The sequence below is a fragment of the Aneurinibacillus sp. REN35 genome (assembly GCF_041379945.2).
In the GTDB taxonomy this organism is placed as follows: Bacteria; Bacillota; Bacilli; order Aneurinibacillales; family Aneurinibacillaceae; genus Aneurinibacillus.
This window is the reverse complement of sequence record NZ_JBFTXJ020000001.1, coordinates 539499-555198: the sequence shown is the minus strand read 5'-3', so window position 1 is coordinate 555198 and position 15700 is coordinate 539499. Positions and strand designations below refer to the sequence as shown.

The 15700-nt window shown below is 49.7% G+C and carries 14 protein-coding genes; all 14 read right to left on the bottom strand.

Features of this window, described 5'->3' with window-relative positions:
- Positions 1–9: 9 nt before the first annotated feature.
- On the bottom strand, positions 10–1374 hold the full coding sequence (locus AB3351_RS02655) for an ethanolamine ammonia-lyase subunit EutB (RefSeq protein ID WP_371145562.1): 1365 nt from the start codon (positions 1372–1374) through the stop codon (positions 10–12).
- Positions 1375–1391: 17 nt separating this feature from the next.
- On the bottom strand, positions 1392–2843 hold the full coding sequence (locus AB3351_RS02650; protein WP_371145561.1) for an ethanolamine ammonia-lyase reactivating factor EutA: 1452 nt from the start codon (positions 2841–2843) through the stop codon (positions 1392–1394).
- Between the two features lie 119 nt (positions 2844–2962).
- Positions 2963–3556, bottom strand: coding sequence for an ANTAR domain-containing response regulator (locus AB3351_RS02645; RefSeq protein ID WP_371145560.1), 594 nt, complete (start codon positions 3554–3556; stop codon positions 2963–2965).
- Positions 3557–3560: 4 nt separating this feature from the next.
- On the bottom strand, positions 3561–5003 hold the full coding sequence (locus AB3351_RS02640; RefSeq protein ID WP_371145559.1) for a sensor histidine kinase: 1443 nt from the start codon (positions 5001–5003) through the stop codon (positions 3561–3563).
- Positions 5004–5135: 132 nt separating this feature from the next.
- The gene (locus AB3351_RS02635) at positions 5136–5636 is read right to left on the bottom strand and encodes a EutP/PduV family microcompartment system protein (protein WP_371145558.1); all 501 of its coding nucleotides are present in this window, start codon (positions 5634–5636) and stop codon (positions 5136–5138) included.
- Positions 5637–5652: 16 nt separating this feature from the next.
- Positions 5653–5991, bottom strand: a complete 339-nt coding sequence (eutS, locus tag AB3351_RS02630) for an ethanolamine utilization microcompartment protein EutS (protein ID WP_371145557.1) — start codon at positions 5989–5991, stop codon at positions 5653–5655.
- Between the two features lie 116 nt (positions 5992–6107).
- On the bottom strand, positions 6108–6632 hold the full coding sequence (locus AB3351_RS02625) for a GDYXXLXY domain-containing protein (protein ID WP_371145556.1): 525 nt from the start codon (positions 6630–6632) through the stop codon (positions 6108–6110).
- The gene (locus AB3351_RS02620; protein WP_371145555.1) at positions 6629–7840 is read right to left on the bottom strand and encodes a DUF2157 domain-containing protein; all 1212 of its coding nucleotides are present in this window, start codon (positions 7838–7840) and stop codon (positions 6629–6631) included. Before AB3351_RS02620 ends, AB3351_RS02625 begins: the two co-directional genes overlap by 4 nt.
- A gap of 30 nt (positions 7841–7870) precedes the next feature.
- Positions 7871–8092 (bottom strand): hypothetical protein, encoded by a 222-nt coding sequence (locus AB3351_RS02615; protein ID WP_371145554.1) that lies wholly within the window; start codon positions 8090–8092, stop codon positions 7871–7873.
- A gap of 119 nt (positions 8093–8211) precedes the next feature.
- Positions 8212–9768, bottom strand: a complete 1557-nt coding sequence (locus AB3351_RS02610; RefSeq protein ID WP_371145553.1) for an ABC-F family ATP-binding cassette domain-containing protein — start codon at positions 9766–9768, stop codon at positions 8212–8214.
- Positions 9769–9857: 89 nt separating this feature from the next.
- A complete protein-coding gene (locus AB3351_RS02605) occupies positions 9858–11549 on the bottom strand; it encodes a putative bifunctional diguanylate cyclase/phosphodiesterase (protein ID WP_371145552.1) in 1692 nt (563 codons plus the stop codon).
- A 137-nt stretch (positions 11550–11686) separates the two neighbouring features.
- Positions 11687–12745, bottom strand: coding sequence for an NAD(P)/FAD-dependent oxidoreductase (locus AB3351_RS02600; RefSeq protein ID WP_371145551.1), 1059 nt, complete (start codon positions 12743–12745; stop codon positions 11687–11689).
- Between the two features lie 16 nt (positions 12746–12761).
- Entirely contained in the window at positions 12762–14972 is a 2211-nt protein-coding gene (locus AB3351_RS02595; protein WP_371145550.1) for a DNA topoisomerase III, read from the bottom strand.
- A gap of 155 nt (positions 14973–15127) precedes the next feature.
- Positions 15128–15640 carry a DUF2179 domain-containing protein gene (locus AB3351_RS02590; RefSeq protein ID WP_371145549.1) on the bottom strand — a complete coding sequence of 171 codons (513 nt, stop codon included), beginning with the start codon at positions 15638–15640 and terminating at the stop codon, positions 15128–15130.
- Between the last annotated feature and the right edge of the window lie 60 nt (positions 15641–15700).

Sequence of the window (15700 nt, the reverse complement as noted above, 5' to 3'; positions counted from 1 at the left end):
CCATCCCTCCTATTCAGCAAAAATTGTCGGATCGCCTGCGCGAGCCGTTAGCTTACCGTCTTCTGTAATGCCCATATACTCAAGCCAAGCGGCAAATTTTGGCGCCGGCTTCCTGTTCAACGTCTGGCGCAGCGTTGCAATATCGTGATAGCTCATCGATTGGTAGTTCAGCATGCAATCATCTCCCATCGGTGTTGCAATAATAAAATTGACGCCGGCTGCAGTCAGCAGTACACCGAGATCCTCAATATCGTTCTGATCAGCACGAATATGATTGGTATAGCAAATATCAACGCCCATCGGAATGCCATGCATCTTGCCCATAAAATGATCTTCCAACCCCGCACGGATGACCTGCTTGCTGTCATACAAGTACTCCGGTCCGATAAAGCCGACAACCGTATTGAGAATATATGGATCAAACCTCTTGGCAAATCCGTAATTTCTGGCTTCAAGCGTCATCTGATCAATGCCGTGGTGCGCTTCGGCGGACAGCTCCGAACCTTGCCCTGTTTCAAAATACAAGCGCTGTGGACCGCGGCTTGTTCCTTTTTCCATAATCATCTGCTTGGCTTCATCGAGCAGGGAGGCGGTAATACCGAAGGAGCGGTTTGCCGCTTCGGTTCCGGCAATGCTTTGGAATATCATTGCAGCAGGCGCTCCTCTCTCCACCGCCTTCATCTGTGTGGTGACATGGGCGAGCACACAGTTTTGTGTCGGAATGTTCCAGTTCTCGATAAATTCATGTGTCGCATGCAAAAGCCGCTTAACGCTTTCGATAGAATCATCCACCGGATTAATGCCGATCACCGCGTCACCTACGCCATAGGACAAGCCTTCCTTTAAAGATGCGAGCATTCCATCGACACTGTCTGTCGGGTGATTCGGCTGCAGCCTTGATGCCAGCGTCCCTCTCTGCCCGATTGCAATGTTGCAGCGGGAAATTACTTCGATCTTACTGGCAGCATGAATCAGATCAAGATTAGACATTAACTTGGCTGCTGCCGCAATCATCTCACTGCTTATTCCCCGGCTCAGCCGATTCAGCTCGCGCTCACCTGTACGGTCATCAAGAATGTATTCACGCAGCTTCGCAACCGTCCAACCTTTAACGTCCGCATAAATCGTATCGTTGATCTGCTCGTCAATGATACGCGACACTTCGTCTTCCTCCGGCGGAAGAAGCGGATGATTCCTTATATCTTCAAGCGTAATTGCGGCAAGCACCTGCTTAGCGGCAATGCGCTCCTGCACTGTTTCTGCCGCTAAGCCTGCAAGCCGGTCTCCGGATTTTTCTTCATTGGCTTTGGCGAATAATTCTTTGAGGTTCGCAAATTCATAAGTTTGTCCTTGCAGCATTGTTGTAAGCCTCATCCTTACCCCTTCCTTTCTTACGAATGAAACGCGAGCGTCTTGACGACCACCGGCACCACGCCGCTGTGCAGCATTCGTCCGATGTCAAGGTAATCGCCATTCTCCACCCGTACTTGATCAATACATAAAACCCTGCGCTCTGCCTGCATAGCCAGCAGAGACTGGCCAAGCACCTTGGCTATGTCGCTCTCTGTTACAACAACAAGCGGCTCGGCAGTATTTGGGCGCTGATGCAGCCCTTCAAGCAGGGAAGCTGCCACCTCCTGTATGTCACGAAAGCGAATATACGGAATATCAGACAGATACACGGCGAAATTCCGTCCTTCATGGTGTGGATCATATAATTCCACCGCCAAATCAAATCCCCGCAATACTTTCTCACGCAAATGATGCGTCTCTTTATCAAAGGAAATCCGATGAACAGGCAGATTTTTGAGCGGCAGCGCCTCTTTGGCTACTTGAATCGTCGCACCGCTGATTTCCGTCGTCTGCGTTCCTGCTCCAAGCACCGTTGCACGGACAGTCTCTTCTGGTCGCATCCATTTCCACGCTTGAAGCGATGGATGATTGCGCAGCGTCTCAGCCAACTGCACACCCATATCCTCATAGAAGAGCTGTTCCCCCCCGCTCTCCACAGGCTCAAGATGATAGATGCATTCACTTACACCGCCGGAGAACATAACGTCTTCTACTGTCGCATTCCAATTCGGCGGATGACCTACGAGCAGCACCTCGTCATCTAAAGAAACATGGCCAGTTAGAATACGGCCAAGCGTCTCTGCCATCGCCTCTGCCAACTGCCCTATGATAGGGGATGCGGCCAAATCGCCTACCGTAAGCTCCCATCCCTTCCTAGCAAGCAGTTGCTGAATCGGTGCTGAAATTTTTTGGATGCGCCCCTGCTCATACTCAATCAAGCGGCCGCCGATGTGGAGCGTGCATGTGCCTTTGAACACACCGGCCTGAAAAACAGCAATATTCGCTGTACCGCCGCCTATATCAATATTAGCGACAGTGCGTCCGCTCCGTTTTGAATGTTCATAGGCGCCCGATCCTTTTGCAGCGATCATACCTTCTAGATCAGGACCTGCCGTTGCTACGAGAAACTCACCGGCCTCATCGGAGAGACGTCGCACCATCTCCTCGGCATTGCGCTTCGTTGCGCTCTCGCCTGTGATGATAACTGCACCCGTCTCAATCTCGTGTTCATGAATGCCCGCCTGTGCATACTCCTTGCGTACTAAAGCGAAGACGGCTGCAATATCGATATCATCTCCCGTAGCAAGCGGCGTGCGATGAATCGGACTTTTGTAGATGATCTCTGTATCGACAATCTCGATGCGCGGTACATGGCTCGCTCCTGCCGTATTCATTAAAGAAAAACGACTAATGACAAGCTTCGTTGTGCTTGTGCCAATATCGATGCCTGCACTGATGATTTGCTCTGTTTCCCGATGTAGCTGGCGCATTAGGCCCCTCCTTCCTACGAGATTTTTATACAAAAAGACGCCTTATATAATAAGCCCGCTTCCGCTTATTACATAAGGCGCCTTTGCCTGTGATATGCTTTTTTACTTCCTTCATCATTTTATAGTACCGATCGTACATCAAGCGTACGATTTGTTAGAATATGCTCAGCCACTTCCCCCATCGTTTTGCGCGTATTCATGCAATACGTACGCATCGTCTGATAAGCGCGTTCTTCGCTGAGCTGATAGACGTCCATCAGCACACCTTTGGCCCGTTCTACCTGTTTGCGCACCTCTATTTTCCGCTCCATTTCTTTGATGCTGCCCATAAGCGATTGCACACGCTGGGCTTGGCCAATCGCCACTTCGACTGCGGGAATAAGGTCTCTTTCCGTAATCGGCTTGACCAAATAGCCAAAAATGTGCGCTTCTTTGGCTTCTGTAATCAATTCATCCTCCGTATAAGCGGTCAAAAGAAGCGTAGGAATCTCAAACGAGCGATTGATAATCCGGGCCGCCTTCATTCCGTTCATTTTAGGCATTTTTACATCCATAACAATCAGGTCGGGAACATGCCGGGCGGATAACTCAATCGCAGCTTCTCCGTTATTAGCTTCGGCGACAACCTCATACCCGGCTTCCTGCAGCATTTCTTTAATGTCCATACGCAGGATCGATTCATCATCAACGACCATAATCCGGCCTTTGCTCACCGTGTCATTCCCCCTGTTCTGCCGGAAACGTTACGCTTGCCCGCGTGCCGCCTTCAGCGTTCTGCATAATCTCAAATGTCCCTTCCAAATCAAAATGTGTTAAGTTCCGGACAATCTCAAGCCCCAGTTGGTCAGTGGCAGACTGTGCTTCAAATCCTTTGCCGTCGTCATCTACACGCAGCCGGATATTCTCGCCCTCCACCTTAAACTCGATCCATACTCTCCCGCTTGTCCGGTCGGTAAATCCGTGCTTTAAGCAATTCTGCACTAATTCTGTCAGAATTAAGGCAAGTGATACCGCCTGCTTCGATTGCAGCGCAATCTCTTCAATATCCATCAGTACGTCTACACGGCATTCTTCAGATGTCATATTATAGACCAACATGCGCGAAATCTTCTCAATTACCTGATGCATAGCTACTCTCTCAATCCCGTTATATGAGAGCACTTCATGCACAGTAGCGATGCTCACGATTCGGTTTAGACACTCCTGATACAGCCCCTTTGCCTCATCAGGCACCCCCCGTCTCATCTGCAAACGCAGAAGACCCGCAACTGTTTGTAAATTGTTTTTGACCCTGTGGTGAATCTCCTGGATGACCGCTGATTTGACCATTAGCTGGCGCTCCTTGTCCCTTAAATCAGTAATATCTTGCAAATATACGAGCAGGCGCCGTTTTTTCTCTTTTTGCTGAAGACAGATGCTGCGCAGAATGTATACCGCCTTTTGTGTATGAACTTCGCGCTGAATCACCCCATCATGCAGGTAATCGCCCTTCTCCATGAACGGCAAAATCGTTCCAATATCGACATGCAGATAGTTTTCGCGCGTTCTCTCACTATACGATTCAAACAAACCGATTGCCGAATTGTTCGCATACAAAAGCATGCCCTCTTCATTCAGAAGCAGTAGCGCTTCTTCAATCACATCGGGAATGGACTGCTCCTTTGCGATCAAATCCCAGAAAGTGCGGCTGAAATCCTGCGTCGTTTCTGATAGAAGAGCCAATTCTTTCTCATGCTTAACCTGCAAGGTGATATCCTGCTCAAGGATTAGCATGCCAATCGTCTGCTGGTTATCGTTTTTTATAGGCACGACATTCTGTTTAACATGCTGTCCTTCCTGGGTAAGCGCCCGATTCATCAGAGCTGGCTTTCCGGTGCGGTACGTGCGGAACACGGCCGGTTCGTATGATGCGAACACCTCCTTGCCTACAACACTTTCTTGATATAAGGAGTGTGTCGTCGCAGGCACCGCTTCAGCGACAACGATGACGGCATTCTCATTCTTCATTGGACAATCGATGAATACATTTGCCTGCGACACGTCCGCAATCATCTGCAGCGCCTCGCTTTTACGTATAATTATGCGAATCTCTTCTTCCGTAAGAGAAGTATACTGCTCGCATAACTGCTGTATATGCTGCGTATCGAGTGCACTCGTCATATGAAAGACCCCTTTTTGAACAAAAAAGGCTCCTTCAACATGCACACTTTCTCCCTGTTGATAGGCGCCTTTGCCTGTTTCCTATTCATTTACTACCATTATCATACTAGAGATTATTATTAATGTAAAGGGTTACATATCGGAAATATTTATTGATTTGGAATTCAAGCAATACTCTTTCATCTGTAAGTAATTGGCGCACTCTACCAGCGAGCGAATGTGCTCTAGTCCTTCACCTGTATAAGCAGATACCAGGAGAATCGGTCCGGTTGGCATTGCTTGGCGCAGCTGCACAGCGGCACGGGCTCCGTCAGCCCCCGGTGCATCCACCTTGGTAACAACCCCGATTGCAAGCTTCGGTATGCCCGTAGCGAATCCCGGAGGAAAGACCGGCTTTGAATTGGTTGCATCCTGAATAAATAGTATATGAGTGACTTCGAGCGCTGTAGCCATCAGATTCTTATAGAACATTGGATTTTCTGTATACTCACCTGGTGTATCCACAATCCAATCCTGATAGCTGAGCGCCTGTGTCTTTACAGCAGGCTGTTTGCGCCCAAGCAGTGCATTCGTCAGCGTTGACTTCCCTGCCCCGATGGCTCCAATCAGCATGGCGCGGTGTTGCTTTGGCATCTCTTATCTCCTTCCGCTATGATTTCGTAATTCTTGCAGGCGTATAACCCAGCTTGTGTTCAAGAAAGTCATTAATATGCTGCATCGCCGTCTCCACTTCAGAGACGCTGCCAACCAATACTAGACTTCCAGTGAATCGATCAAGAAATCCAAGACTTACATGTGCGGCCTTCGTGGCAAGATCACCTGCAATAATCACCGTCTCACTCGGGGTTAATGTTAGAATACCGATCGCACCCGCCTGAGGAATTCCCAATTTCTCAAACATATCAGGGTCCGGATTGGCAATTAAATGACTTAACGTAATCTGCTTGCCCGGTACAAATTCTTGAATGAAGCGCTTTTTCTCCTCCATCGTGCCATCTTCCTCCTCGTTATGTACGCAAAAAGCCCCTGTCTAATAGACAGAGGCTTCATTGCCGCGCATTTTTTCTTAGTATACCATAGAAACGAAGCGAGCGCATCCGCTTCTTATCGTTTTTCTCCCGCAAATGTCAGACCGGTCACTTTTGGCTGTCCCCACGGGGCAACCTTTACCGTCACTGTGGCCTGTTCCCGTTTTTCTTCTAGCTCTTTGCCGGTATTTTCTTCAACGTAGTAGCGTTCAAATCCATAGACAAGATTCAATTGCTCTTCGCTGCCCCAGCGCTGAACGCGTGCCGGAAGCACGGTTTCGCCTGCTTGAGTGTCCGGTTTATCCGGATATACACCGACCGCCGTATCATGCTCACCTTCCCGGTGCACCACTACGTATACAGTCTGCCCGCCCGCCGGTTTTTCTGTCCCTTTCCACATGGACCAGGGCAGCTCACTGATCTCATAGGAAAGCTGAACATAGTCACCATAAAACAAATCCCTAGGATCGACCGGAGCAGTTTTTAGCCGAACCTCGGTGCCGAATGAATCCACAGCATAGTATGAGGCGGCCATTCCTGTCAGAAACAGGATCTGCAGCACTAGAAGCACTCCAAATGCCAGCGATTTTCTCTGCTTCACAGCCGGCCACCTCCCTTCTCCTCATCTGCAAGCAGCCTGCGCCGCTGTCTCTGCAAAAACGCATTCAACGCGAATAAAAGCAAGCCTCCCACGAGGAAAAATAGCGATTTCGGCAGGAAGGACCATGCCACTTGAATATAGCCGATAAATGTGCTCAATAAAAACAGCAGCGTTCCCATCGTAACCTTGCCGCTCCACTCTTCCCGATAGCCTGACCACAACAGATAGCCTGAGAGCACAAACAGCGCCAGTAAATACAGCACATCCCCAATTCCCGGCCAGTAGAAGAAGGGCAGAAAGATCACCCATTCATACATGGAGACCGTCTCGCCATGCCTGCGCTTGCCCAGCAGCGAAAGCGCCGCAGAGCCAATGAACAGGACGAAAAACAGCGGCACAGACGGCACAGGTTCATTGTCCATCTCTCCGAGGAAAAAGATAAAAAATACGGCAAGGAAAAAGGACGACGTCAGCGTTCCCAACTGTCCGGCGATCCGCACATGGCGATCCGGTAGGAAATCCAAGCCTGCATACAGCACCGCGGCCACAAGCAGGAACCAGCCGAGCGCATGCTCTGCCGAAATCAAATACAGGAGGACATGAAGCAGCACGCTGGGCGTCCATACCGCCACAATCGTACGCTCCCTGCTGCGCAGCGCATATGCACCTGCGCCCACCACCAGAATAATCAACAGCAGCCAGCTGAACTGCCCAAAGGACACCGTGCTATACAACTGACCCGCATGCAAAATAAACAGGGTAAGAAAATACAGCAGATGACCCCGATACAGCAAAGCCAGGATCACCGCAGGCAGCGACCAGATAATGAACGCGCGCGCGTCGTATGCGACCAGATGAAACATTTGTCCGGTCAAAAAAATACCTGCCCCAAATGTAATAACACCAAGAGAGAGCAGCGAGACTCCGAGGGAGCGTGATCCTCTCTGCTCGGTCCGGTAGCCCGCCACATAAAATCCACCCAACGCCGCAAGAATAATGCAGAGACGCAGCAGTTGGGGAATCGCCGACCAGTTCGACGCGACAAACGTCAAAATCCCTGCGCCAACCAAAATGGCGGCAAAGATAGGCAGACGCTCCCCCGCACTCTTTTTATATGGGTACAGCGCGGCAATCTGTTCCTTTTGTTCCTCAGTGATAATGCCCTTCTCTACCCAGCGCTTCCCTTCTTCTTCGATCCATTTTCGCAACAACCACTCACCCCTTTTCTACGTCTTTGTTCAATCCGCCTTCTCTTCCAATGTAAGGCCTGCAAGCTTGGCGAACGGATTTTTAGGTCGTATTGGTTTCATTTTATGCTTGCGGCCGCATGGCTCACACAGGAATCCAGCCACATCTTCATCTTCGCCTTTTTTCCCGGTTGACTTGCCGGCATAGACGGCATAGACACATTCTGTAACCAGCATACCACAGGCCACACATCGTTCTTGCTGTTCTTTCAATTCCGCCACTCCCTGCCCGCAGTAATTTCCTTCATTTTCCCCTTTTTCCTCCTACAATGCAAGAAGAGAGAGACAAGCCCTATGGACCGCCCCTCCCTTAAAGACAACCGTCATCGTCATTATGCGTTTACTTTTGTCGCCCACTCCTCGACATCCCATACACGAGTTACCCAATCCTCATAGAATTCCGGTTCATGACAGACGAGAAGAATCGTGCCTTTATACTCTTTGAGCGCCCGCTTCAGCTCGTCTTTTGCCACAACATCCAAGTGATTGGTCGGCTCATCAAACAAAAGCCAATTGCTCTCATTCATCAACAGCTTGCACAGGCGCACCTTCGCTTGCTCTCCTCCGCTCAGCATATTGAGCGGGCGGTTAATGTGCTCATTCTTCAGCCCACAGCGTGCCAACGCGCCCCGTACATCATGCTGGTTCATGCTTGGAAACTCGTTCCATACGTCATCAAGCGCCGTAACGCCCCCCGCCTTTACTTCCTGTTCAAAATAGGACGGGTATAAAAAGTCGCCCTGATACACAGATCCCGCATACGGCTTTACTTTGCCAAGGATCGTCTTGAGCAGTGTAGATTTACCTACGCCGTTGCAGCCCACGATCGCGATTTTCTCCCCGCGCTCCACCGTAACGTTCATCTGCGGCAGCAGCGGACGGTCGTAGCCGATCACCAGATCGTTGGCCTCAAATACCGTCTTGCCGCTTGCCCGCGATTCCTTGAAGATGAAGGTCGGCTTCGGCGCATTTTCCGGACGGTCGATGCGATCCATCCGATCCAGTTGCTTTTGTCGGCTTTTGGCCCGGCCGCTGGTCGAGTAGCGCGCTTTGTTGCGCTGAATAAAATCTTCCGTCTTCTTAATGTGCTCCTGCTGGCGTTCGTACGCGCTGATATGCTGCTTCTTATTCATATCCGCCATCTCTAGAAACTTCTCATACGTAGCGCTGTAGCGGGTCAGCTTTGAGAATTCAAGATGGTAGATAACACGTACCACATCATTCATGAATTCCGTATCATGAGAGATCAGAATGAAGGCGAACGGATACTCTTTCAGATACGTCTTCAGCCAATTGATATGCTCCACGTCTAGATAGTTTGTCGGCTCATCGAGCAGCAGAACGGTCGGCTTCTCCAGCAGCAGCTTAGCAAGCAGCACCTTCGTCCGCTGGCCGCCGGAGAGAGATGCCACGTCACGATCCAGACCGATTGCACTGAGACCTAAGCCATTGGCCATTTCTTCTACTTTCACATCAATCAAATAAAAGCCGCTCGCATCAAGCTGTTCCTGGATATCTCCCATCTCTTCGAGCAGCTTCTCAAGCTCCTCCGGCGTGGCCTCCGCCATTTTTTCAGAGATGGTCATCAATTCTTTTTCCAGCTCAAAAAGCGGCAGGAATGCGTCTTTTAGCACGTCACGAATTGTTTTGCCCGGCGTTAGCACAGTATGCTGATCAAGATAGCCGTAACGAACGCGCGGCGTCCACTCCACCTTGCCGGTATCACGTACAAGCTGTCCAGTTAACAAATTCATTAACGTTGATTTACCTACGCCATTTGCGCCGACCAAACCGACATGTTCACCCGGCAGCAGGCGGAACGATACATCTTTAAATAACGTACGGTCGCCAAATGTATGGCTTAACCCTTCCACAGTTAACAGACTCATAAAAAAAACAAATCCCCCTACTCAAGATCGAAGTTAATACGAAAGAGGCGTATCTTCTTCATCATACCTGATTAGAGGGAAGAAATGAATCAATTGTATGCGGAAAACAATAGTTTTTCCATTGCATCTTCTGGAATGGGACGACTCAACAAATACCCCTGCACTTCATCGCAGGCATGAGCGCACAAGTACCGAAGCTGCTCTTCGGTCTCTACACCTTCAGCCACAACCTTCAACTGAAGCTTCTGCGCCATCTCGATAACTGTGAGAAGAATGATCTCATCGACTTCAGATACCGTCACATTCTCAAGGAAAGAGCGATCAATCTTTAACGTATCGAATGGGAATTTATTAAGATAATGCAGAGCGGAGTAGCCTGTGCCAAAATCATCAATGGCAATGCGAACGCCTAAGCTCTTCAACTGCCACATCACCTCAAGCACAATGTCTGCATCCTCAACAAAAATACTCTCGGTCAACTCTACCTCAAGGCACTCCGGCTCAAGCCCCGTCTTGCGCAATATATCCATAATCATCTCAACGCAACCCGGTTCCTTAAAATGCAGGCAAGAGAGATTCACCGAAACGGAAGCTTCCACCTGCCCCGTTTCCTTCCACTGTTTCATCTGTGTGCATGCCTTCTCCAATACCCAGCGATCGACGTCGAGAATAAGCCCCGTCTTCTCCGCAGCATCAATAAATGTTCCCGGAAACAACACTCCCTTATCAGGATGAAGCCAGCGAACAAGCGCTTCCATACCAACCAGCTTCGTACCGCAGGCCGCATAACGCGGCTGATAATGCAAAAACAGTTCATCGCGCTGTACCGCATTACGCAGCTCACTGCGCAGCACCCATTGCTCTCCGATGCGCAGAAGATCCTCTGAATAGAAGCAATGGCAGTTGCCGCCAACCTCTTTGGCACGATACATCGCCATCTCCGCCTTCTTTAGAAGCTCTTCGGGGTCATTGCCATCCTCTGGATAGAAGCTAAGTCCAATACTTGCCGTTACATGGATATCTGTCGTGCACGTTTGGATCGGTGTCGTAAGCAATGCGATAATTTCATTCGCCTTTACTCGCGCTTCCTCGCGGGTGGTATTTCTCCACAGCACAGCAAAGTTATCCTTGCTCATCCGCGCAAGCGTGGCCCGCTCATCAAAAATTCGCGACAGCTTCTCCGCTACATGGGCAAGCACTTCATCACTTGTCGTACGTCCAATGGCAGCATTCAGCATCTTGAATTTATCAATATCAAAGATCATCAACGTAAATGTCTGCCCGCTTTTCTCTCCATCCCGGACCGCCTGGGTAAAATATTCATCAAATGCAAGCTGATTCGGCAGTCCGGTTAGCGTATCATACTTCTTCATATGCTCGACCATCCGCTGCGCCTGACGGCATAATCCAAGATCGAATGAGCAGCCAATCAGCTCTTTCTCGCCCGCTTCATCCTTCGTCTGCATCAGCGTAACATAATGCATCTCGTCTCCGCAGGACCATTCATGGATCACACTCTGATCCGCCCAAGCCTTCTCATACTGCTGCTGCAAATAAGACGCCATCTGCGGTGTAAATAACTCCTGCGGTGTGCGCCCCCATACTACTTCGGTTGTCAGCCCTTGCACTTTTGCTACCTTGCCGCCAAACATCGTGTAAACAAATCTTGCTTCCGTGTCTGGTTCACGACGCACTTTATACACTACGTTATGCAGAATCTCTAATAGATTTCTATAGTCCTGCTCTGTGTATTGTGGCGAAGCTGTCATTTTGTTCTGCATGGGCTTCCCCCACCTCTATATTTCTATTTGCAAATCTCATTAACTACCATTAGTTCTATAGTCACACATTATTTTATTAAAATTTGCAAAAAATGTCTATATTAGTAGGTATGCAGTCTAAGGAAAACTTAGTATACTTACAGCGCTTCCAACAACCTCTTTGCAGCGGCAATACCCGATAGTGCAGCGCTTTCTATCCGAGCATGCTGTCCCGCATCCTGCGGATCAATGAACGAATCTCCCGCTATGATAGCCGGGGATGGAAGGCCTAGATCCGCAAATCGTCCCGGATAGGTTGTTTCCGCCAGCGAGAAGCGCCACCGTTTTAACTGGGCGCCGATAATTTGAGATGACCCACGAAACATTTGTGCTTCTTGAATCAATTGCGCCAGAATCTTCTCATCAGGCTCATCAAAATGAGTACGTGACCACCGACCGCATGCATATACAGTAAGGGCCGGTTCACAAGAGACGCCTTTCTGATAGTTGTCCACTACCAACTGAATGGCATCGCTTGGATCGTTGGCTCGCGCATACCCCGGTGCCTTTATCGCAGATGGACCGTCAAGTGTAAGCAGAGCGGCTAGACATGGAAGATAGCGTACCTGCGCGAGCTGTTGGGCCACCTCTTCTCCTACCTGGCATCCGCCCTGCTTTAACAAGTACAGTGCCTGAGGCGGCGGGGCCGTCACGATAATAGCGCGGGCGCGGATGTTTGCTTTATTACCCGGATCATATACTTCCTCTGGAAGCACTTCGTCATATGTCTGCGGTACGTATTCATTCTCTTCTGACACCCAATGCAGCAGCCACCCACCGGCCTCCGGCTCAATGCTTGTTACCCGTACGCGCACACAAATATCAAGCGGCTCTGCAAGGTGTCGCATCAGACGATTCATGCCGCCTTCCGCCCGATAGCGTACATGGGGAGAGCCGAACCACTCACTCACCCACCCTTCTGCTTTCCATGCGGCAACGTGCTCTGCGAACTCCTGCGTTCGCACCGTAAAGTACTGAGCGCCATGATCAAATGTTGCATCCGCAATCTGTCGGGTTGCCAATCGGCCGCCCCCGCTGCGCCCTTTGTCCAACACAATAACCTGATCCTCTCCGGCTTCCATCAACGTGCGGGCCGCCATCATCCCACTCATTCCACCGCCTATGATTACGATTGGCTGCTTCGGCGCTCCTGGCATACTCATCCCTCTCTTCTCATTTAGATTCACCTTGTATTTTCCTATCATTATACAAAGGGGAAGCAGGAAAAGAAAATGTGAGTTTCCCGCTTTTTTCATCCAATGTCAGTTGAGCATCAAACGTCTTGTCTCCCTTTTTGAAACCTTTGATTATATCGGTCGTCCCACTGTTCAATAGCTTTTTAGCATTCGCCTGTGAAATGGTTTTTCCGAGAATTTTTTTCGAGAAAGTAAAGCTGCATTTTGTTTTCGCATAAGTAGAACAGCCGTAAAAGGTGCCTTTGTCCACCACTTCACCTCCGCACAGCTTGCAGGCACCGACGATGGCAGGTGCTTTTCTTTTTCCCCTGCGGCTGTCCGCGCTGGCCTTCACTTCATCAATATCAATATGTTCAAATGTCCAGCTTTTGGATTGCTCCACCGCATCTTCAATGATTTTGGCAGCAAGCCTTTTTGCCTGCTCCATGAACTCCCCCGCTGACGCCTTGCCCTGTCCGATCTCGCTTAACCGCTGCTCCCAGCGTGCCGTCATCTCCGGGGAAGCAAGGATTTTATCACCGATCGCTTCGATTAAGAGCATCCCTTTGGATGTAGCGGATACTTGATTTTTCTTCACCTCAATGTAGCGCCGGTCCTTAAGCATGGTAATAATGCCGGCCCGTGTCGCCTCCGTGCCAAGTCCCTCCGCCTTTGCGAGCACCTTCTCCAGTTCCTGGTCTTCAAGATGCTTGCCGGCAGTTTTCATCAGTGTGATCAACTGTCCTTCTGTATAGCGCTTCGGCGGCTGCGTTTTTCCTTCCTTTACTGCAGCACGCTTCACCACTCCACGCTCTCCCTCCAGAAGAGAGGGCAAAAGAGGCTCATCCTCTTCTTCCGCTCCTTCACCGAACAGTACGACACGCCACCCTTCGCGAATCTGCTGCTTGCCTTTGGAGACGAAGTCCGCCCGTTCATCCACAAGCGTGTGCACGGTAGTATAATCAAAAATCGCCGATTCATAATGCGCGGCGATAAGACGGCGTACGATCAAGTCATACACTTTTCGTTCATCTTCTCCCAGCTTCTCTAACGCAGGTACTTGTTCCGTTGGAATGATCGCATAGTGATCGGTTACCTTTTTTGCGTTGACATAGCGTTTGTTCGACAGCAGGGAAGCAACCGGCAGCGGAAAATAAGACGCATAGTCTGGCTTGCGGCTCAGCTTATCCAAAATCTCTGGAAAGGTCTGTGCCTCTCCTTCGGTAACAAAGCTTGAATCCGAGCGCGGATAGGAGATGTAGCCTTTGACGTACAGCTGCTGGGCTACATCGAGCGTTTTTTTCGGTGGAAATTTATATGCCTTGTTGGCGGTCGCCTGCAGGCCGGACAAATTAAACAAATACGGCGGTTGAAACTCTTTTCGCTCTGTCTGTGCTTCTTTCACGGCCGCAGGCTTTCCCTTGCAGAAAGCCGCAATCGCTTCCGCCATCTTCGGGTCGCTAAGCCTTGATTCCCCTTCCTTCTCCCAACGTCCATCATAGATTTTGCCTTCTATATCAAAACGGGCGAATACCTCCCAGAACGGCTCTGAGGTAAAATTACGGATTTCTTGTTCTCGCTTTACCACCAGCGCGAGTGTCGGGGTCTGTACACGCCCGGCTGAGAACACGTCGTGGATGCCTCTCTCCTTCATCAGCAGCGAATATACACGGGAGGCGTTCATACCGACCACCCAATCGGCACAGGCCCGGCTGTACGCTTCATAGTATAAATCGCGGGTATCCGCCTCATCGCGCAGCTGCATGAATCCCTGGCGTACTGCTTTCTCTGTCAGGGAGGAAATCCACAGACGCTTCATCGGCTTCTTTACTCTGGTCTGCTGCACGATCACCCGAACAATCAGCTCACCTTCCCGCCCGGCATCGCCCGCATGAATGATTTCATGGACGTCCGGTCGCGCAAGCAGCTTCTTGATGATCTGGAATTGCTGTGCTTTCGCTTTCATTACTTTATATTTAAACTGATCGGGAATCATCGGAAGTGCCGCGAGATTCCATCTCTTCCATGCCGGATCATATTCTTCTGGCGCTACAAGCTCACAAATATGCCCCACTGCCCATGTGAAGAGGGCGCCGTCCGTAAATATGTCGTTAGGTTGCACTTCGATATACCCCTGATGCTTTTTAGATGTAAATGGAGCGGCCAGTTTCGTCGCCTGATCCGGTTTCTCCGCAATAATAACTTTCACGTTGTCGACTCCTTGTATCGTGTTAAATTCATCATCCTACGAATACGTTTCTTCCCTATTTTATACTTGATTTCTTCATGGAACAACGGCCTATCATGATAAAAGCCGGGTCTCTTATTAAAAGAGAATCCCGGCTGTGTCTGCTCATTGTACATTTATTTAGTAATGCGTTTTGTCCAGAAACCACCATGAAAAAATTTGGGTTCATAGGAGATGACGAACGCTTTAGGTGCCAAATCCTTAATGGCATCATACAGCTTTCTCTCATTTCTCCGCTTAGCCAGCACATGCATGACAACACGCTGTCCGTCCTTACCGTTTGCCTCCCAGCTGGTTACACCATACCCTTTCTCGCGCAGTACCCGGCTGATATCTGTCTGTGCAGAATCAAGCACGATCTGCACGGTTACATAACCAAGCGCCAACTTCTCTTCAATTTTGCTGCCTACATATACGCCGGTTCCCCAGCCGATACAATAAGAAGCCAGATTCAGCGGATTATCCAGGTTATCCAACACGAGCGAGAGGCCCATTAAATATACAAAAATCTCTACCGTACTGAGCAATGAAGCGAGCAGCTTCTGGCCTTTCATCACCATAATCATGCGAACCGTGAAAAAAGACACATATACAATGTTAATCGTGAAAATAGTAAGCAGCTGTTCCACCGTTTCGTCTCCCCCTTATACTATTACACAAACAGCACGGCTTGTCTTTTACCTCGCTAA